Source organism: Hymenobacter telluris (assembly GCF_017313265.1).
GTDB classification, from domain to species: Bacteria; Bacteroidota; Bacteroidia; order Cytophagales; family Hymenobacteraceae; genus Hymenobacter; species Hymenobacter telluris.
This window is the reverse complement of sequence record NZ_JAFLQZ010000007.1, coordinates 222,955-242,383: the sequence shown is the minus strand read 5'-3', so window position 1 is coordinate 242,383 and position 19,429 is coordinate 222,955. Positions and strand designations below refer to the sequence as shown.

Here is a 19,429-nt window from a genome sequence, read left to right as displayed (position 1 = left end):
TTAGTGCTTAGTGCTTAGTGCTTAGTGCTTAGTGCTTAGTGCTTAGTGCTTAGTGCTTAGTGCTTAGTGCTTAGTGCTTAGTGCTTAGTGGCCTACTTTACTTGGATTTGTGGGTTACAAAAGAGGGCCGATTTCGTTGGAAATCGGCCCTCTTATTATATCACCCTAACCGAACTAAGCACTAAGCACTAAGCACTAAAAGCTACTCGATTTTGCCGTTGCGGATAATAACGTCGGCTTTTGGTTCGGCTTTCTTCACCATCGTCCCGAAGGCGCCTTTTTTCTCGAAGGAGGCTACCACTTCATCCTCTACGGGGGTGCGCTGTACTACGGGGTTATTGGCCCAGAATTCGGGGTCGTACTTGGTGGCCTTGATGGTTTCCAGGTCCCGGTCGTCTACGCTGGGGCGGGCGTAGGCTATTTTGGTGGGCGTGGTGGACGTGTCGTAGAAGTAGGTGAACGAATTTACGCTCAGCGGTACCGTGCCCGATTTGGTACCCGTTACGAGGTCGGCCGTGAGGTCTACCTGCATGTGGTCGAGCGGCGAAACGGGGGCGTCGTCGGAGGGTTTGAACACCATATCCACCGACAGCTTGGGATTTTTGAACTTCTGGTTGGGGTTGCTGGACTTGGCCGTGAAGTTGGGCTGCGTCATCTTGTAGCGCACAATCTTGTTGGTCTCGATGTTGATCCAGATAGTGCCTTCGGCGCGGTACTTTATTTCGGGGCGGGTTTCAAAGCTGATTTCGGCAATGGTACTGCTGTCCTGGTCGAGCAGACCTTTCAACTCCAGCAGGTAGTTTTTCACGGTGTTCGGGCTAAGCAGCGCCAAGGACTTGGTGCTGTCGGCGTTGACATCGTAGAGACCATAAGAGCGGGTGTAGATAGAGAAATTGCTGAACGCCGTGGCCGCCTGCTTGGCGGCGTAGCGCCCCTGGGCAATGGCCGTGCCCTCAATGCGGGCCGGGTTGGACTTCACATCCCATACCACTTCCTGCAACTCGGTGGGCTCGTTGCTGATGCGCGTGAGCTGGCGGTAGTAGGCTTTGCCATAGAACTTACGCGAATAGCTGCTCTGCAACTGCCGAAACGCTTTTTCCACCAACTGAAACGGGTAGCTGTTCACTTTCACTTCGGGCAGCACCACCGAGGCCGGTGCCATAGCCACTTGCAGCGGGGTGTTATAGGTGGCCTGCGTTACGCGCAAGGTGTCGCGCAGGTGGCCCAGCTCCGAGAAGACCAGCGTGCGGGGCAGGTCCTTGAGCACCAAAGTAAACTCGCCGTTCACGTTGCTGGCCGTGCCGTTGGTAGTGCCCACCACCTGAATGCTCACGAAGGGCAGCGGCTCTTTGGTTTCTTTATCAACCACAGTGCCGCGCACCGAAAACTGCGCCGCCGCCCCAAATGGCAAAGCCAGCAGGGCCAACAGAAACAGCCCCGCCGTGAGTGAAGAGCGGAATAAGGAAAACCGGATAACAGAGGGAGATGAAAACAAGACGAGCTAGGTTAAATGAATACCAAAATGGAAACTACAAAACGGATGGTAGTGCCTAAGACGTATGCCGCTGCTGCAAAGGTAGGCGCGGGCACAGTTCCAGGAAGGGAAAAAGTAAAGCGCTGCCTCCGAAATACAACTACAATGCCAGCCGGTAACTAAATGAGCCGCCCCAAGTTGGCAGTGCAGGTGATACCTTTTCCTTGATTTGCGTAAACTCAACGTGTCCTATCTTGGGGCCGTTCAACACTACCTTTCCTTTCTCATATTACTTTCCACATCATGCTGAAGCGAGATTTCTTGAAAAATGGCGTTCTGACCATGGTAGGTGCCTTGGTGAGCCCCGCTTTGCTGGCGCGTGCCCACGACGAAAAGCTGCTTCGTGAGGCGCGGGCCACGCCCATTGCCGATGGTCCCTTTACGCTGCCGGCCCTCCCCTACGCTTTCAATGCCCTGGAACCGCACATTGATGCCCGCACCATGGAAGTGCACCACGACGCGCACCATAAAACCTACGTATCCAAGCTCAACGAGGCGGTAGCCGGCAAGCCACAGGAGAAAATGAGCCTGGCCGATTTGCTGGCCTCGGCCAGCAAGCAGTCGGATGCCGTGCGTAACAACGCCGGGGGCCACTTCAACCACTCCATGTTCTGGCAGTTGCTGTCGGCTAAGGGGGGCGGACAGCCTACCGGCACGCTGGCGGCGGCCATCACCAGCTCGTTCGGCTCGTTCGATAAGTTCAAGGAGCAGTTTGCGGCGGCGGCTACCGGCCGCTTCGGTTCGGGCTGGGCCTGGCTGAGCGCCGATAAAGCCGGTAAACTGTTCATTTCCTCGACTCCCAACCAAGACAACCCCCTCATGGACCTGCCCGGCATCCAGCACGGCACGCCCGTACTGGGCCTTGATGTGTGGGAGCACGCCTACTACCTCAAGTACCAGAACAAGCGCCCCGACTACGTAGCTGCTTTTTGGAACGTGGTGAACTGGCCCGAAGTAAACCGTCGCTTCGACGCGGTGAAAAAAAGCTAATAAGCTCCTTGCAATAAGGTTCAACAAGAAAGGCTGCCTGATTGGGCAGCCTTTCTTGTTTTATAGGCTGGCTGCTAGGGTGCCTACTAGCTACTCCAATACAAATGCGCCTAAAGCATTGCGTGTGAATACACTATAGCAATACTAATAGTATTAATATAAACTTTTGAATTACGCATAGCCCCTACACCCCTCAATGGCGCTTTACACAATATAGCAATTGTGCTTTTACATGGTAGCACCTTATATTTACGAGTATGGGAGGTGCTACTTTATATCGAGTGTATTATGAGAATGCTGTTGGGCGAGCTACTGATGATCCGATGGGATTTGCCCGGCTTACGTACCAGCCCGGCGTACGCAAGCAGGATGCGTTATGGGCGCTGCTCGGCCATGTAAGCCGGCTGCTGGCCCGGCGGGCCGATGGCTGCTTGCTTGTTGATCAACGTCTTATGGAGCCTTTCACGCCCGAAGAGCAGGCCTATGTAATTGAGCAATGGCTGCCGCGTGCTGCCCAGGAAGGCGGCTACCGCTTTGGGGCAGTAGTAGTGGCGCACAACGTGTTTGCCCGCCTGGCAACCGCCATGGTAGTAACAGCCGTGCGCGACTTGCCTATGACCTACCGGTATTTTGAAGACGAGGCAGAGGCTGTTGCGTGGCTGCTCGAACAACAGCGCCAATGTCGATAGCCAATCAACCTAGATGGTAAACACTTCAAGCAGAGCGGCTCCTAGCTGCTCTGCTTATTTTTTTGATTTATATGTAGTTATAAAGTAACGCAATGTCTCCGCGGATAGATAGGTGGCGGTTTCACGAACGGTGTAGCGGCTGGCTCCTGCCGGTCCGGCGGCTTTTTCCAGCCGTCAGGCCGCTCGAAGTAAGCGGCCGTTGTGTACCCTGTGTCATGCGGGCAGTGACTGGCCCCACAACTGAAAAAGCCGCCAAACCAACACCCATACCGTTTGCGAAACGGCTATAAGTAGCGCGTCCTGCCGCTTGCTCGTGTACGCAGGCCGAGCACGCATGTAGCGCGGTACCGGGTTGGTGTGCGCGCTGAATAGCACAATGGATACGTGGCCGAAACAAGCAGGAAGAAACTATTACGGCATCTCCCTTGTGAGGGGCTTGCGGAAGTAAGAGGTAGGTCGCACCTCATATTCCTGTAAATTCGTTTCTCAACCCATCCTTGTTTCGTCTTGTTGCTTCCCCGTTTCCTCCCGTTTTTATCGTTGCTGCTGGGCCTACTTAGCGCCGCCGATGTGTCGGCTCAGCGCCGTACACCGGCTTCCGCATCACCAAAAAGCAGCCGCTCCGTTAGCAAAACCACCGCACCAAAACCGCGCAACCAGCCGGTGCCGTTTGCCCAGCAAATGGCCAGCTCGCGTTGGGTTGATTCGGTGATGAAGACGCTCACGCCCGACCAGCGAGTGGCGCAGCTGTTTATGGTGGCCGCGTATTCCAACCGCAAGCGCATCGACGAGGACTCGATTACCACCCTGATTCAGCAGTACGGCATCGGGGGCATGGTATTCTTTCAGGGCGGGCCGGTGCGCCAAAGCCGGCTGCTGAACCGCTACCAGAGCCAGAGCCGGGTGCCACTGCTGGTGGCCATGGACGCCGAGTGGGGCGTGGGCATGCGCCTGGATAGCGTGCAGCGCTTCCCGTACCAGATGAGCATGGGCGGCATCCAAGACAATCAGCTGTTCTACGACATGGGCACCGAGGTGGCCACGCAATTCAAGCGGCTAGGCATGCACGTCAATTTTGCGCCGGTGGTCGATGTGAACAACAACGCCGCCAACCCGGTCATCGGCTACCGGAGCTGGGGCGAAAACCGCCAGAGCGTAACCGAAAAGAGCTACCTCTACATGAAAGGCATGCAGGATGCCAACATCCTGGCTGTGGCCAAGCACTTCCCCGGCCACGGCGACACCGACACCGACTCGCACCTGGCGCTGCCGTTGCTGCGCATTGACCGCAAGCGGATTGATACGCTGGAGCTGTTTCCGTTTAAAAGCCTGATGCAGCGCGGCTTGGGTGGCATGATGGTGGCTCACCTCAACATTCCGGCCCTCGATACCACGGGCATGCCTTCCACTCTCTCCAAGCCCATAACCACTGGTTTGCTGAAGGAAAAGCTCGGCTTTGAGGGCGTGGTGTTCACGGATGCCATGAACATGAAAGGCGTCATCAGCAAGTACCCGCCCGGTGATGCCGACGTGCGCGCCCTGATAGCCGGCAACGACATTCTGGAATTCTCGAAGAACATTCCGCTGGCTATTCGCATGGTGCGCGACGCCATCAACGCCGGCCAACTGACGCAGGCATCCATTGATGCGCGCTGCCGCAAGATGCTGGCCCTCAAAGAGTGGGCGGGCCTGAACAAGTACAAGCCCATCGACCTGCGTAACATCACCCAAGACCTGAACACACCGCACGCCCAATACCTAAGCCAGCGCCTTACCGAGCTGAGCGTGACGGTATTGCGCAACCAAAAGAACCTGCTGCCGCTCCAACGCCTCGATACGCTGCGCCTAGCCACCCTCACCATCGGCACCCGTGACACCACCGATTTCCAGCGCATGGTAACCGACTATGCCCCGGCGCGCCACTTCTGGCTGTCGGCCACGGCCTCGATCAACGAGCTGACGCAGATGCGCGAAACGCTGAAACCCTACAACGTGGTGCTGGTAGGCCTGAACAACTTAGGCCGCCTGCCAGCCACCAACTTCGGGGTGACGCCCGAAACCAACGTGCTGCTACACGAGCTAGGCAGCCCCGGTCAGAAGCTGGTGGTGTCGGTATTCGGCTCGGCGTATGCGGTGGCGAAAGTCCGGGACCTGGACCGTGCCGATGCGGTGGTGCTGGCGTATCAGGAAAGCAAAAACGCGCAGGACGTAACGGCGGAGGTGATTTTCGGGGGAATTTCGGCCACCGGCAAGCTGCCCGTGACGATAACGGACCGGTATAGCTACGGCAAAGGCCTCACTACCAAAGGCGGCATCCGGCTGCGCTACAGCTTTCCTGAGGCGGTGGGTATGAACAACAACCTGGAAGCCCGCGTGGATTCCATTATGAACGGGGCGGTGGCGGCCAAGGCGTTTCCGGGAGCTGAAGTGCTGATTGCGCGGCGCGGCACGGTAGTGTTGCGCAAAAGCTACGGTACGCACTCTTTCGCTGATGCCCCCGCCCAGGCCGGCCGCCCCAGCCGCCCGGTCCGCAACACCGACCTCTACGACTTGGCTTCCCTCACGAAAGTGTCGGCCACGCTGCCCGCCCTGATGAAGCTGCAAGACGAAGGCAAATTCAACCCCGACATGACGCTGGGGCAGCTGTTTCCGGAGTTCAAGGGCACCAACAAGCAGGATCTGAAGCTGCGCGACGTACTCACCCACCAGGCCCGGCTGCAAGCCTGGATTCCGTTCTGGAAAGACTACACCAAGCCCCGCGGCCTGTTCAACTCCATCTTCGGCAAGAGTCCGGCGGCCAAGGAAGTGTCGGCTACCAAGCCCGCCGAGCTGAACCGCCGCTACTTCCGGCCCGATTCGTCGGCGCGGTTTCCGCTGCTGGCCGGCCCCAACCTGTGGGCGCGCCAGGACTTTCCGGCGCGGATTACCAAGGCCATTGCCGAGTCGCCGCTGAACCAGAAGCCGGGCTACGTGTACTCGGATTTGTCGTTTATCATGTACCCGCAATTCGTGAAATCGGTGAGCGGCAAGCCCCTCAACCAGTTCATTGCCGACGAAATCTACCGGCCGCTGGGCGCTACTACCCTAACCTTCAACCCCACGCGCCGCTTCCCGCTCAGCCGCATTACGCCCACCGAGTACGATTCGCTGTTCCGGCACGGGCAATTGCACGGCACCGTGCACGACGAAGGCGCGGCCCTGCTCGGCGGCCTCTCCGGCCATGCCGGCCTGTTCGGCAACGCCAACGACCTGGCCAAACTGGTGCAGCTGTACGCCTGGAACGGCAAGTACGGCGGGCAGCAGCTCATCAAGCCGGAAACTATGGCCGAATACACCCGCTGCCAGTTCTGCCCCGATAACCGCCGCGCCCTCGGCTTCGACAGGCCCGCCGCCAACCCCACCGTCAATTCAGCTAAAAGCGTGTCGCAGCAGAGCTACGGCCACACCGGTTTCACGGGCACCTATTTCTGGGTTGACCCCAAGGAAGAGCTGACCTGCATTGTGCTCACCAACCGCGTGAACCCTACGCGCCGCAACAACAAAATCACGGAGCGCAGTGTGCGTTCCGGCGTGTTGCAAGTGGCCCTGGAAAGCGTGCGGCCCACCCAGCGGCAAGCCGTGGAAACCACCGTGGAACAGTAGGGTATCTGACACAAAAAAGCCCCGCCAGTGTTTACTGGCGGGGCTTTTTTATTGTGAAATGCGAGGACGCGGCTGTACAGCTACACTGCTTTTCGCATCGGGTTTTCCTTTTGCTGCTCCTGTAGCAGCCAGTCCATTGCTTCCGATTCGGTGGTGCATTGGTTCATGCGGAAGGCTTTGCCGGCATAGGTAGCCGGTTCGGGCACGGTACCGTCTACCTCGAAATCCTTGCGCAAATCGGGCGACATGAAGTACACCATGCACACGGGCGGGCCAAGTTCGGCCACCAAAGTAGTATAGTAGGTATTCAAGAGTCAGGTAATGGTTTCGGGGGCACTGCGGTTGCGCCGCCGAATATCAAGCAGCCAATAATGAGCCTGTTGCCGCTTAGCCACGAGTAGCAGGTCGTTGTAGCCTTGTCGTGCCTCTGCTTCCGTTACCGGGCGCAGCCAGCGGCCTACCAGCAGTTGCGTGTCGCAGTTATAACTAATGGTTAAGAAATCAGAGCAAGTAAAATCGAGATACATTGGGCAATGCACAAGGCACAAATTAGGTACTAGTGGCTTCTACGAAACAAGCTGGGCAATAGCCACCTTTTAGCCTAAAACTTACACCACGCCGCAAGCATAGAAGCATCGTACTTTTCCAATAAACCAACAACTAACTACGCAACCGCACCTCCTGCCTGCATTGTACGGGCCGCCGGAGTATGATAACTTGGCAAGGCGCGTTAGATGCTGGCCAGACTTTCATCGTGCGCTCCGCCTCCTGCCTCCCCAAACCCCACCTTCCCTCCGCTCATGTTAGGACTGATGATGAACGAGCCGCTGCGCATTGCGGGGCTCCTGGAATACGCCGCCAAATGGCACGCCGATACCGAAATTGTGTCCAGAATGCCGGAGGGCGGGTTGCACCGCTACACCTACGCCAGCCTGGGCCAGCGCAGCCGGCAGCTCGCCAATGCGCTAACCGAGCTGGGGGTCCGGCGCGGCGACCGGGTAGCGACGCTGGCCTGGAACACGCACCGCCACCTGGAGCTGTATTACGGCATTTCGGGCATGGGCGCGGTGTGCCACACCATCAATCCGCGGCTGTTTTTCGAGCAGCTGGTCTACATCATCAACCACGCCGAAGACCGGCTGCTGTTCTTCGACCTCACGTTTCTGCCGCTGGTGGAAAAGCTGGCGCCCCTCTGCCCTACTGTGGAAAGCTGGGTGCTACTAACCGACCGCGCCCACCTGCCCGACAGCAGCTTTCCAGTGGCCCTGCGCTGCTACGAAGACCTGGTAACCGCCCAGGCTGCCGACTACCAGTGGCCGGTGTTCGACGAAAACACGGCCTCCTCGCTCTGCTACACTTCCGGCACCACCGACCAGCCCAAGGGCGTGCTGTACTCGCACCGCTCCACGCTGCTGCACTCCTACGCCGCCTCCCTGCCCGACTGTTTCAACTGCTCGGCCCGCGACGTGGTGTTGCCGGTGGTGCCCATGTTCCACGTCAATGCCTGGGGTATTCCGTACATGGCGCCGCTCAACGGCTGCAAGCTGGTACTGCCCGGTCCTGGCCTGGATGCGGCCAGCTTGTACGAGCTGTATGAGACGGAAGGCGTCACGTTTACGGCCGGCGTGCCCACCATCTGGTTTGGGCTGCTGACGTTTATGCGCGAGAAAAAGCTGCAATTCACCACCCTCCGGCGCATGATTGTGGGCGGAGCCTCCTGCCCGCCAGCCTTACTTAAGGCCTTCGACGAAGAGTTAGGCGTGGAAATCCGTCACGCCTGGGGCATGTCGGAAACCTCGCCGCTGGGCACGGTCTGCACCCTCAAAACCAAGCACCTGCAACTCAGCGAAGACGAGCAGTTTGCCGTCCAAACCAAGCAGGGCCGCGCCATCTTCGGCATCGATATGAAGATAGTGGACGACGAAGACCAAGAGTTGCCCCACGACGGCATAGCCTTCGGCGACCTGCTAGTGCGCGGGCCATTCGTGGTGGCCGAGTACTTCCGTAGCAACCACCCCGGCGAGCTAACCCGCAGCGGCTGGTTCCGCACCGGCGACGTAGCCACCATCGACCCTGACGGCTTCATGCAAATCACCGACCGGAGCAAAGACGTTATCAAGTCGGGCGGCGAGTGGATTTCCAGCATCGAGCTGGAGAACCTGGCCATTGCGCACCCGCAGGTAGCCGAAGCCGCCGTTATTGGCATGCCCCACCCCAAATGGAGTGAGAGGCCGCTGTTGGTGGTTGTGCGCAAGCCCGAGGCCACTGTAAGCAAAGAGGAGTTGCTGGCCTTCTACGACGGCAAAGTGGCCACCTGGTGGAAGCCCGACGCCGTGGAATTTGTAGACCAACTCCCTCACACTGCTACCGGCAAACTGCTGAAAACCCAGCTCCGCAAGGATTTCGCAGGGTATTCTTTCTGAATCGCGGATTTTGCAGATTAGTCGGATTCCGCGGATTTCGGTGATGATTTAAATACAAAAGAGGCTTGCCACTTGGCAAGCCTCTTTTTGCATAGCCGAAACGGTTGGCAGTTCACCCCAGAATCGTCCACAAAATCCACGAAATCCGACTAATCTGCATAATCCGCGGTTCACACTTTGATGATGATTCGCTTTTTATACATCACCCACAGGATGCCCAACCAGATCAGCACACACACGACGGCACCGGCCAGGGAGGCGTTGATGGGACTGAAATACGGCGTGAAGAACGTGTTGTAAAGCCACGCCCGTAAGGTCACGTCGCCTATTTTGATGAGGTTGAGCGTTTTGGAAACGATGGCCGACAGGAAAAACACGGTAATGGCATTGACACCGTACACCAGCGCGGGCTTGGTAAAGCGGCGGTAGCCTTGCACATCGGTCAGCCAGTAGAGGGCGGCCAGCGCCGTCATGGCTAGGCCGCCGGCGTAGAGCACGTACGAGCTGGTCCAGAGGGCCTTGTTGATGGGAAACCAGCCGTTCCAGACGAGGCCCAGCAGTACGGCCGCGCCGCCAGCCACGAACAGCCACGCCACGCGGGTAGCCGGTTCTATGTCCTTGCGGCGCAGCCATTGGCCGGTAAGCATCCCCAGCAGGCCGGTGCCCACGGCGGGCAAGGTGCCCAGTAGGCCTTCGGGGTCCCAGGTGCGGCTTTGGCTCCAGAGGTGGTTCTCGGTGAATACCAGCCTATCCAACCACGCGCCAAGGTTGGTGGCGGGTTCCAGGTTAGCCGGGCCGGAACCGGGCACCGGCACCACTTGCAGCAGCACGTTGTAGAGCACCAGCACGAAGGCCAGCAGCCCCATTTGCTGGCGCCACGTGGTTTTCAGGAACAGCACGCCACACACCAGAAACACCCACGAAATGCGCGCTAGCACCCCCGGTATCCGCAGGGTTTCAAACTCGAACTTCGGATACAACGCCGAAAATAGCCCCAGCCCAAACAGAATGGCCGACCGTTTCAGAATACGAACCATCGTGCGGCCGTGGGCCTCTGGCTGCCGCCGCGCCCCATCCAAGGCGTACACAATGCTGACGCCCACGATGAACAGGAAGAACGGGAATATCAAATCGGTGGGCGTGCAGCCGTGCCAGGCGGCGTGTTCCAGCGGCGCGTAGATGTGGCCCCAGTCGCCGGGGTTGTTCACCAGAATCATGGCCGCCACCGTCACGCCCCGAAATACATCGAGGCTGATAAGGCGAGCCGGCTGCGAGGCTTCGGCCAGCGGCACAGTACCCGTAGTTTCAACGGCAGCTTGGGTGGTGGTTTGCATGGTGGGATGTGCGGTTACAGGTTATGTGGAAACTAAAGGATGCTAAGTTTCTTCCTTTCAACAAGGAGGAAACTTAGCATCTTCTAGTCCCTGCCTCCTAACTTCTGTCTTCTAGCTCCTGGCTTCTCCTAAATAGCCGGATCCGTGGGAGTGGCGGTGTTGTTTTCGCGCTCGGTGCGGGGGTACGGGAAGAAATTGCGGTTCCGTTCGGCACCAGCGGCGCTAGGCCCAGGGCGGTTGAAACGGCGGCTGTCTTCGAGGCGAAAACCCTGAAAAGCCAGCTCCACCTGCCGGTTGCGGTAGATGTCGAGCAGCACAGCGTCCTGCGTGAGCGCGCCAGCATAAGCTGCCAGCCCCGCACCGGGAGGAGCCGTCGGGTAGGTATTACTGCCGACGGTGAGCGTAGCAGCAGTGGCGGTGCTGGTGCGCACCCGGTTCAACTCCGTTACGGCGTTACTTAAATCATTCTTCCGAGCGTAGGCTTCCGCCCGAATCAGCAGCATCTCGTTAGGAACGTACACCGGCACCGGGGCAGAACTAGCCGTATAGAAGCCAATACCCCGGTTTTGAGTGGCCGTTGGGTTGGCGCGGGTGTAAAATGGAATCCGTCGGTCGTTGGCTTCGGGCGCCAGGGCGCCGGTTAGGCCCAGGTTCACGTCGGTGGGCTCAAACACGTTGCGGTTGCTGAAGGCCACTTCCGACACGGCGTTGCGGGCCAAATCATCGAACGTGAAATACGAGCGACTAGCCTGATCAACGCGGGCGGCGGCGGCTATAGCTTTGTCGTAGTCGCCGGCCAGTAAACTATAGCGCGCAATAAGGGCCTGCAGGGTATTGGGCAGATTAATCCCCCCAATAATCTTGCTGTTGAAATCGGCGGAAACCGGGTTGGCGGCTAGCTGCGTGGCGGCCGCCTCCAGTTGCGTTACGGCCGACTGCAAAGCTTGCACCCGTGGCACAAACGGCGCATTGATCTGGGTAGTAATGGGCAACTGCTCGAAATACTGCGCCAACGTACCAATGGCCAGCGCCCGGAAAATGCTGGCATACGCCACAATACCGCTCTGCGTACCAGGGTCGGGCGCGCTGCCGATATTGGCCAGCACCAAATCGGCGTTGGCTCGCACCAATTGGCTCTGGGTCCAGAGGTTGCGCACCACGCCGTTGAGGTTAGTAACGTTGCCGGCCCCGAGGCTGACGTTGAATTCCTCGATGTTGCCCACGTTAATTACCGTCAGCTCACGAGTACTCAGTCCCCCGGCCGCCACCGTGTTGTAGAGCGGACTCAAGGCCGCCCCCGTAGTGAAGCGCGACTGCATGCCGTTACACACCGTAATTAAGCCGTCGGAGCTGGTCAGTACCTGCACGTCGCTGGCAGTGCTGGGGTTGAGGTATTCCTTGTCGCAGCTACCCAGCGCAAGCGGAAGCACGGCCAGTAGTATCAGTATCTTTTTCATGATAGAAGTCGAAGTGAGAGAGAAAAACCGGCCTAGAACGTAGCGGCCAACCGAAGCTGATAGGTGCGCGGAATCGGTACGTTGCCAAAGTCGATGGCCCGCAGCAGGTCTGAAGAGCCACCCGCACTGGTTTCTGGGTCGAAGCCCTTGTAATCATCCCACGAGTATAAGTTGCGCCCAATCAACGACACATTGAGGTTGCTGATAAACTTGCTGAATGTGGGCAGCGTGTACGTGAGGGCCGTTTCGCGCAGCTTCACAAACGAGCCATCATCAATGCGGAACTCCTGGGTGTTGTACACCGAGAAAATGTAGCCGCGCGGCAGTTCGCCCCGCAATTCCTTTTCGGCCAGGTCGCCGAGGCCCACACCCTGGCGCGTACGGTAGTCGGCATTGAACACATCTACCCCCTGCACGGCGTCGAGCAGCACCCGCACGGAAAGTTTCTTGTAAGTGAAGCTGGTGCTGAACGAGCCGGTCCAGTCCGGGTTGGGGTTACCAATCACCACGTTGGCTAGGCTGGTACCCTGGGCGTAGCTGGGCTGCCCGTTAGCCTCGCGGGCTGGCGTGAAGTTAACGTCGCCGGTGGCCTGGCCGGTGGCGCGCTCATCCTGTGGGAAACCCTGGGGCGTGAGCAGCAGCGAGCCGTCGGGGTTGCGGGCGTAAGCCGAGCCGTAGAACACGCCCGCCGGCTGCCCGTTGAGCAGATACACGGGCGCACCCGCCACGTTGTCGATGGGCACTGCCGCCGACCCTACCAGGTCCACAATCTTGTTGCGGTTGCGGCTGAAGATGGCGGTAAAATCCCAGCTGAAATCGGTGGTTCGCACTGGTACGGCGCTGAGCTGCACTTCCACACCTTTGTTGGTGAGCCGGGCCACATTCTCCACAATCGACGACCCACCGCGGGAGGCAGCAATCAGGCGGTCCAGCACCAGGTCCTTGGTATTTTGGTTGTACACCGTCACTCCCAACCCTATCCGGTCGTTGAGGAAGCCCAGGTCGGCCCCCACTTCCAGTTCCGTTACCCGCTCGGGCCGCACGCGCGGGTTAGCCAGCCGCGCGCCGGGCACCAGCGTATTGCGCCCCTGGAAACCAACCGGCGTAAACTGGTAAAAACGGTCGTAGGAATTGATGCCGTTCAGGTTACCGGCCTCGCCGTAGCTGGCCCGAAGTTTCAGGGAGTTGAAGGCAGTAGCATACCCGGCGTTCTTCCAGAACCCCAGATCCGAGAGTACCACCGAGCCGCTCACTTTGGGGTAGTATTGGTTAGTTTCGGAAGGCGAGAATTTCGACGACCGGTCGCGGCGTACGGCCCCCGTCAGAAAGGCCAGATTACGGAAGCCAAAGGTGGCCTGCCCGAACACACCACTCAAATCGAACTGGTCCAGTTCGTAGGCCGACGCCACCGTAGTGCTACCCGCTCCACTGACCGTCGTGATAAAAGGCGACAGGTTTTGGCCCTGGGCACGAGCTAGCTCATTACGTGCGTACTGATAGCTATACCCCGCCAGCAGCGTCACCTTGAAATCTTCGGTCAGCTGTCGGTCGTAGCCTACGTTGATGTCGGAGTTTAGCTGAAGCACGTTGTTGTTGGCATCGGCGGCAAAACCCAGCGGGTAACGTGCCAGCGGCAAGCCAGCCGTGGCCTGGTACGGGTAAGGCCGGATGTAGTTCTGGCCGGCCTGGGAGTAGGTATCCACGCCCAGGATATAGTCTACCGAGAAGCCCTTGAACGGCGTCAGATTTACTTGCAAGTCACTGATAGCCCGATTAATGCGCTGCGTAAAGCGCATATCCTCAATGGTAGACAACGGATTTACGCGAGTGGGCTCCACGGCCTGCAAGTTGCCGCTGGCGTCGCGCTGGTTGATGTCGTAGATGTTGTTGGTGATGTTGATGGAGTTGATGGGGCTGTAAAACACGTTGCCGTTGGCCTTCTCATTGGCGAAGCTGTTGTTGTAGGCCACGCCCACCGAAGCCCGTGCCCAGTTGGTAAGCCGCTGATCCACCCGCGCCCGCACGTTGTAGCGCTTGAAATCCGTACCCTCGATAATACCCTGGTTTTTCAGGTAGCCTACCGACAGTAAGTATTGCGTCCGCTCGGCCCCACCCGAAATAGAAGCGCCGTTGTCGGTGCCGTAGCTGGTCCGGAACACGTCGTTGAAGTAATCGTAGCGCGACACGTCCACGAGGTTGGTGGCCAGCTGGGCGGTGGCACCGGCCCGTACGATACCCGTGGTGGTAATACCGGGGTTGGCGGCCAGCTGCTGAGCCGTGGGCGCTCCGATAGTGTAGAGGCGTAGTCCCGCAAAACCAAACTGCTTACCATAGGTGTTTACCGGCACTGATTTGCGCAGCTCATTGATGTTGAAGCTGGTGTACACCGATACCCGCGCTGCCCCGGCTGTGCCCCGCTTGGTGGTGATAAGCACCACACCGTTGCTGGCCCGCGAACCATATTGCGCCGCCGCCGCTGCCCCATTAATGACGTTGATACTAGCAATATCATTGGGGTTGAGGTCGGCTAAGCGGTTCTGCCCGGCATTGGCCGCCCCGATGCCGTTGTCGTTGGATGCCGCCAGCTGCGACACGTTGGTGCTGTTGTTGCTCACAATCACGCCGTCGATTACATACAGCGGATCAGACGAGCCCCGCAACGAGTGAATCCCGCGCAGCCGCACCGACATGGAACCGGAAGGGTCGCCGGAGTTTTGCACGATTTGGGCACCGGGCAGCTTGCCCTGCAACGCATTGAGAGTACCTCCCGTACCTGTTTGCTCTAAGTCGCGGGCCGTTACTGTGTTGATGGCATTGCCTAACTCGCGCTTATTCACGCTGATGGTGGAGCCAATTACCACCACGTCATCAAGCGTCTGGCGCGCTTCACTCACCACCACATCCGTATTCACGCTGGCACTGCTGCCCAACGTAATAGGCTTTGATTGGCCTTTAAAGCCGATGGTGGAGAAGGTGAGCGTGTAGCTGCCGGGCGCTACCTGCACGGGCAGCGTGTAATTACCGTCGGCGTTGGTAGCCGTGCCGAGGGTGGTGCCACCTAGCAGCACCGTTACGCCCGGTACGCCCTGCCCCCGTTCATCCGTAACGCGGCCCTGGAGGGTGTAGGCTTGCCGGGCGCTGTCCTGCGCCACGGCGGGCGCAGTGGCCAGCATGGCGGCTGGCAGCACGCTCGATGCCAAAGCCAGCCTTAGTAAATAGTAGTTGTGTTGCATAGCAAGAGTGGGAAAAGTGGGGTTATATGGAAGAAAGCCTCGGGAAAATATACTGAAAAGCTCCGCACTATCAGGCTGACAGCACCAGATGATAAATCACCGGAAAAAACAGCCGCCACCTTACACTGCCTTCATACCGACAACTCGCTAAGCTCAACCCAAGAGCTGTCGTCGTTCGGGCCGGATAGCAGCTTGGCCGTCCGTTGTAAATCCTGGCCGGCTGCCTCGGTCGGCACTTGCTCCTGAACGCTTGGTGTCTCTGCTATCCATCAGGAGCACAGCACCGAAAACTGATCCTGCGGGTCGAAATGCACTTCAGTAAAGACCTTTCTTCTGCTGAATTCGCCAGGGTAAAGCAGCCGCCGGATGTCCCGCGCATAGCCACGCAGGCCACTTACGGCCTCCAGCTCATCTGGCAGCGTCTCCGCCAGTTCCGCGGCTTGCGCCCAACAGTAGTGGTAGCTGGCAGCAGCAGCCGACGGCACTGTTGCTAGTTGCTGGGTGGTGCGCTCAAGCAGCACGTAGGTTTTCACTGACTGGCACTTACTGAGCCTCAGACTGAGCGTGGATGCAAACAGTAGCAGCAACGCCGCCCATACTGTAGGCGGTACCGGACAGAGTACCAGAACACTGAAGCTTCCTGCGAAAGCACTCAAAGTAGAAAAATACCTAAATTAAATGCCATATATAGTTGACTTCATTTTAGCAGATTTCTAGTTTAGGCTTTGTTTTCCTTAGTAATAGTGCTCTAAAATTCCAATTTGTAGTTGTTTTAATAGTATAAATTCACTTGCCACCTCTTCCTGCAATGGTTGCTAGCCTCTCCTGTTGTCTGACTATTATTCCAGCGCAGGCCCTGTACCGGCCAGAATCCAATTGCGTGTAGCAACCAGATTCCGGCCGTTGTTTTCTCTTGTAGTTTCTATTTCCCCATTTCCCTCTCTCCTATGAACAGACTTTACTTGTTGGCGCCGGCGCTGGGCGCAGTAGTGGCCCTGCCCGGCCACGCCCAGCAGAACCTCCGCACCATCAGCGGCACCGTTACCTCGGTCGCCGACCGGAGCCCGCTGCCGGGCGTAACGGTGCTTGTGAAAGGCACTACCATTGGCGCCAGCACCGGCGCCGACGGCCGCTACACCATTCAGGCCGCGCCGGGTAGCACCCTCATCTTCAGCTTCATCGGCTACACCACCCTGGAGCGTGCCATCGGCGACGGCAATACGCTGGACATCGGGCTGAAAGAGAATACCACCGAGCTGAACGACGTAATTGTGACGGCCTTCGGCATTGCACAGGAGCGGCGGCAGGTGAACTACGGCGCGCAGCAGGTTACCAGCAAGGATATCATTGAGTCGCGCCAGCCTAACATTGTAAATGCCCTGCAAGGCAAGGTAGCCGGGGTGCAAGTCACCAGTTCGGGGGGCGGAGCCGGCGAAGGCGCTTCCATCGTTATCCGGGGCGGCAACTCGCTGGATGGCGACAACCAGCCGCTGTTCGTTATTGATGGCATCATCATGGACAACACGTCCTTCGCCGAATCAACGGCGCCGGGGGGCGGCTCGGCCTTCAACGGCATCATGGGCCGCTCGGTGTCGTCGCCTAACCGGGCCGCCGACATCAACCCCGAGGACGTAGAAAGTATGACTGTGCTGAAAGGGCCCGCTGCCGCTGCTCTGTACGGGCTCCGTGCGGCCAACGGTGCCGTTATCATCACCACTAAAAAAGGTAAATCGGGCGCGGTGACAGTGGACTTCCGTACGCAGGTATCGGTGGACCGAGTGAACCGGCTGCCTCAGCTCCAGGACAAGTACAAGCAGGGCGCGGCCGGCATCTTTGACCCGAGCACGCGAGTTTCGTGGGGGCCGCAGTTTGCGGAAGGCGAACCAGTGTACGACAACCTGAACGACTTCTATAAAACGGCTTACAGCTACCAGAACTACCTGACCATAACGGGTGGCACCGACAAAGGCTCGTTTCTGCTTTCGGCCTCTAACCTCAACCAAACCGGCGTAGCGCCCAATTCCGAGTTCGACAAATCGACAGTGCGCCTCTCGGGCACGCTGCAAGTGTCGCCCAAGCTTAAGGCGCAGGGCTCGGCGCAATACCTGAACTCGGGCGGGCGCCGGCCGTTGCAGGGACCGGGCCTGTTTGGCGGCTCGGGTGGCTACATGGTAAGCTTGCTGAACTGGCCCCGCAACGACGATGCCCGCAACTACCTCAACCCCGATGGTACTCGCCGCCGCCTGATTGGCGGGGTAGGCTCCAGCGACGCCGATAACCCTTACTTCACGGTGGAGCGCAACCCGGTTACGGACCGCACCAACCGCCTCATTGGCAACGCGCAGCTAACCTACCAGCCGGCTAAATGGGCCACGCTCAGCTATAACCTGGGCACCGACGTGTACACCGAAACCGTGCGCTCCATCAGGGCGGTGGGCACCTCGCAGCCCAACAACCAGGATGGTGGCATCTCGGAAACCACCAACCAAAGCCGCCTGGTCAACTCCTACCTCACGGCCGTTTTCACGCACTCATTTAACGACAATATCAGCGGCTCGTTGCTGCTGGGCAACTCCGTCGAGCAAAGCCGCCGCGAATCCACCGACATCATCGGATTGGTGTTTCGCTCACCCAACTTCAACTCCATCAACAATACCGTAAACCGGGGCGCTCTGACCACCAACTCGTTGCGGCGGCTGGTGGGCAATTTTGCGCGCCTCAACTTCGACCTGTTCAAGCAGGTGACGGTGGAGCTGAGTGCGCGTTATGACATGTCGTCGACGCTGCCACGGCCCAGCCAGAACAAGGACTTCGGGCAAGGCTTCCTTTATGGCGCGGCCACGCTGGGATACGAGTTTTCGCGCACCCTGGGCCTCGACAACAACTCCATTCTCAACTACGGCAAGCTGCGGCTGTCGGTGGCGGAAGTCGGCAAGGATACGGGGCCGTACCGCGTGGAGTCTCCACTGGCCCAAAGCACTTACATTGGTGGGGGCTTCCGGCCAGGCTTTTACGGCTCCAATTCCCAGCTGATACCCGAGCGCACCCGCTCCTACGAGGCCGGCCTGGACTTTCAGTTCCTGAAAGGACGGCTGGGACTGGATGCAGGCGTGTATTACGCCGAAACCCGCGACCAACTGATTGCGCCCCGCGTAAGTCAGGCGTCGGGCTACATTCTGCAATACATCAACGGGGGCACCGTAACTAACACCGGTGTAGAAATAGCCCTGAACGGCCGGCCGGTAGTTACTAAGTCGGGTTTCACCTGGGACGTGCTGGCCAACTTCTTCCACAACGAGAACCGGGCTAAAAAGCTCCCCAGCTTCTTAACCGAGGTCAACCAGTCGGATGCCTGGGTGATTGACGTAGCGCGCGGCAGTGCTTTCCCTAATCGGCCTATTACGTCTATTGGGGTAATAGACTATGCCCGCGTGACTGACCCCAATTCCGAATACTTCGGGCAGGTACTCATTAATGCCACCACGGGCTATCCTTCGGTGGTAGCGGGCAATTTCGTGTACGCCGGCGACCGAGCTCCACAGTTCACCACCCAAATCACCAATACCTTGGCCTATAAAGGCTTGTCGTTGGCCTTTATGCTCGATTTCCGGAAGGGTGGCGACGTAGTGAACGGCAACGAATGGGTGGCCGTGCGCTCAGGGTTGAGCAAAAAAACGCTGGACCGCAACCAAACCGCCGTTATCGACGGCGCGGTGCGCAACGCCGACGGCTCGTACGCCGCCAATACTCGCCCGGTGGAACTGACGCAAGGCTACTTCATCAACCAGTTGGCCGGTACGGGCTGGGCGTTTGTGGAAGACGGCTCCTGGACCCGCCTGCGCTACGCCACGCTGGCGTACTCGCTGCCTAAAAAGCTGCTAAGCGGCACGTTTGTGAAGGGCGCTGAGCTGAGCGTAACGGGCCGTAACCTATTGCTGTTCACCAACTACTCGGGCGCCGACCCTGAAACGGCGGCGGCCGGCGCGGGTGTACGCGGCGGTGGCTCCGGCGGCTTCGACTACGGCAGCACCCCCGCCACGCGCGGCGTTGATATGGCGTTGCGGGTGAATTTTTAATTAAAAGGCTATATGGTTGAATTGATGAATTGCTGACTGTTCAAACACTTT

General features: G+C 58.6%; 12 protein-coding genes. 5 read left to right on the top strand and 7 right to left on the bottom strand.

What is annotated here, in order from left to right; all coding sequences use genetic code 11:
* Positions 1-202 precede the first annotated feature (202 nt).
* A complete protein-coding gene (locus tag J0X19_RS13135; protein ID WP_206984815.1) occupies positions 203-1,495 on the bottom strand; it encodes a carboxypeptidase-like regulatory domain-containing protein in 1,293 nt (430 codons plus the stop codon).
* A gap of 282 nt (positions 1,496-1,777) precedes the next feature.
* On the opposite strand from J0X19_RS13135, the gene J0X19_RS13130 reads away from it, so the two are divergent.
* From J0X19_RS13130 to J0X19_RS13120, 3 genes are all read left to right on the top strand, one after another.
* On the top strand, positions 1,778-2,524 hold the full coding sequence (locus J0X19_RS13130; protein WP_206984814.1) for a superoxide dismutase: 747 nt from the start codon (positions 1,778-1,780) through the stop codon (positions 2,522-2,524).
* Positions 2,525-2,847: 323 nt separating this feature from the next.
* Positions 2,848-3,213 carry an STAS/SEC14 domain-containing protein gene (locus tag J0X19_RS13125; protein WP_206984813.1) on the top strand — a complete coding sequence of 122 codons (366 nt, stop codon included), beginning with the start codon at positions 2,848-2,850 and terminating at the stop codon, positions 3,211-3,213.
* Positions 3,214-3,720: 507 nt separating this feature from the next.
* Positions 3,721-6,855, top strand: coding sequence for a glycoside hydrolase family 3 N-terminal domain-containing protein (locus J0X19_RS13120; protein WP_242582562.1), 3,135 nt, complete (start codon positions 3,721-3,723; stop codon positions 6,853-6,855).
* An 80-nt stretch (positions 6,856-6,935) separates the two neighbouring features.
* On the opposite strand, the gene J0X19_RS13115 is transcribed toward J0X19_RS13120, so the two are convergent.
* Positions 6,936-7,166, bottom strand: coding sequence for a hypothetical protein (locus J0X19_RS13115; RefSeq protein ID WP_206984812.1), 231 nt, complete (start codon positions 7,164-7,166; stop codon positions 6,936-6,938).
* Positions 7,167-7,169: 3 nt separating this feature from the next.
* A complete protein-coding gene (locus J0X19_RS13110) occupies positions 7,170-7,382 on the bottom strand; it encodes a hypothetical protein (protein ID WP_206984811.1) in 213 nt (70 codons plus the stop codon).
* Between the two features lie 273 nt (positions 7,383-7,655).
* Here J0X19_RS13110 and J0X19_RS13105 point away from each other — a divergent pair, with 273 nt between their 5' ends.
* The gene (locus J0X19_RS13105; protein ID WP_206984810.1) at positions 7,656-9,278 is read left to right on the top strand and encodes a 3-(methylthio)propionyl-CoA ligase; all 1,623 of its coding nucleotides are present in this window, start codon (positions 7,656-7,658) and stop codon (positions 9,276-9,278) included.
* A gap of 170 nt (positions 9,279-9,448) precedes the next feature.
* Here the strand turns inward: J0X19_RS13105 and J0X19_RS13100 are convergent, their stop codons facing one another.
* The 4 genes from J0X19_RS13100 to J0X19_RS13085 all read right to left on the bottom strand — a co-directional run bounded on the left by J0X19_RS13100 (position 9,449) and on the right by J0X19_RS13085 (position 15,835).
* Positions 9,449-10,612 (bottom strand): acyltransferase family protein, encoded by a 1,164-nt coding sequence (locus J0X19_RS13100; protein ID WP_206984809.1) that lies wholly within the window; start codon positions 10,610-10,612, stop codon positions 9,449-9,451.
* Positions 10,613-10,740: 128 nt separating this feature from the next.
* Positions 10,741-12,069 carry a RagB/SusD family nutrient uptake outer membrane protein gene (locus J0X19_RS13095; RefSeq protein ID WP_206984808.1) on the bottom strand — a complete coding sequence of 443 codons (1,329 nt, stop codon included), beginning with the start codon at positions 12,067-12,069 and terminating at the stop codon, positions 10,741-10,743.
* A 32-nt stretch (positions 12,070-12,101) separates the two neighbouring features.
* On the bottom strand, positions 12,102-15,302 hold the full coding sequence (locus J0X19_RS13090; RefSeq protein WP_394369114.1) for a SusC/RagA family TonB-linked outer membrane protein: 3,201 nt from the start codon (positions 15,300-15,302) through the stop codon (positions 12,102-12,104).
* 269 nt (positions 15,303-15,571) lie between these two features.
* Positions 15,572-15,835, bottom strand: a complete 264-nt coding sequence (locus tag J0X19_RS13085; protein WP_206984807.1) for a hypothetical protein — start codon at positions 15,833-15,835, stop codon at positions 15,572-15,574.
* A gap of 414 nt (positions 15,836-16,249) precedes the next feature.
* Between J0X19_RS13085 and J0X19_RS13080 the strand changes: the two genes are divergently transcribed.
* Positions 16,250-19,378: a SusC/RagA family TonB-linked outer membrane protein gene (locus tag J0X19_RS13080; RefSeq protein ID WP_206984806.1), complete on the top strand. Its 3,129-nt coding sequence runs from the start codon at positions 16,250-16,252 to the stop codon at positions 19,376-19,378.
* The last annotated feature ends 51 nt before the right edge of the window (positions 19,379-19,429 follow it).

Coding starts and splice junctions, on each gene's coding strand:
- J0X19_RS13130 (WP_206984814.1), top strand. CDS start 1,778: ATGCTGAAGCGAGATTTCTTGAAAAATGGCGTTCTGACCATGGTAGGT.
- J0X19_RS13125 (WP_206984813.1), top strand. CDS start 2,848: ATGGGATTTGCCCGGCTTACGTACCAGCCCGGCGTACGCAAGCAGGAT.
- J0X19_RS13110 (WP_206984811.1), bottom strand. CDS start 7,382: ATGTATCTCGATTTTACTTGCTCTGATTTCTTAACCATTAGTTATAAC.
- J0X19_RS13105 (WP_206984810.1), top strand. CDS start 7,656: ATGTTAGGACTGATGATGAACGAGCCGCTGCGCATTGCGGGGCTCCTG.
- J0X19_RS13100 (WP_206984809.1), bottom strand. CDS start 10,612: ATGCAAACCACCACCCAAGCTGCCGTTGAAACTACGGGTACTGTGCCG.
- J0X19_RS13095 (WP_206984808.1), bottom strand. CDS start 12,069: ATGAAAAAGATACTGATACTACTGGCCGTGCTTCCGCTTGCGCTGGGT.
- J0X19_RS13090 (WP_394369114.1), bottom strand. CDS start 15,302: ATGCAACACAACTACTATTTACTAAGGCTGGCTTTGGCATCGAGCGTG.
- J0X19_RS13080 (WP_206984806.1), top strand. CDS start 16,250: ATGAACAGACTTTACTTGTTGGCGCCGGCGCTGGGCGCAGTAGTGGCC.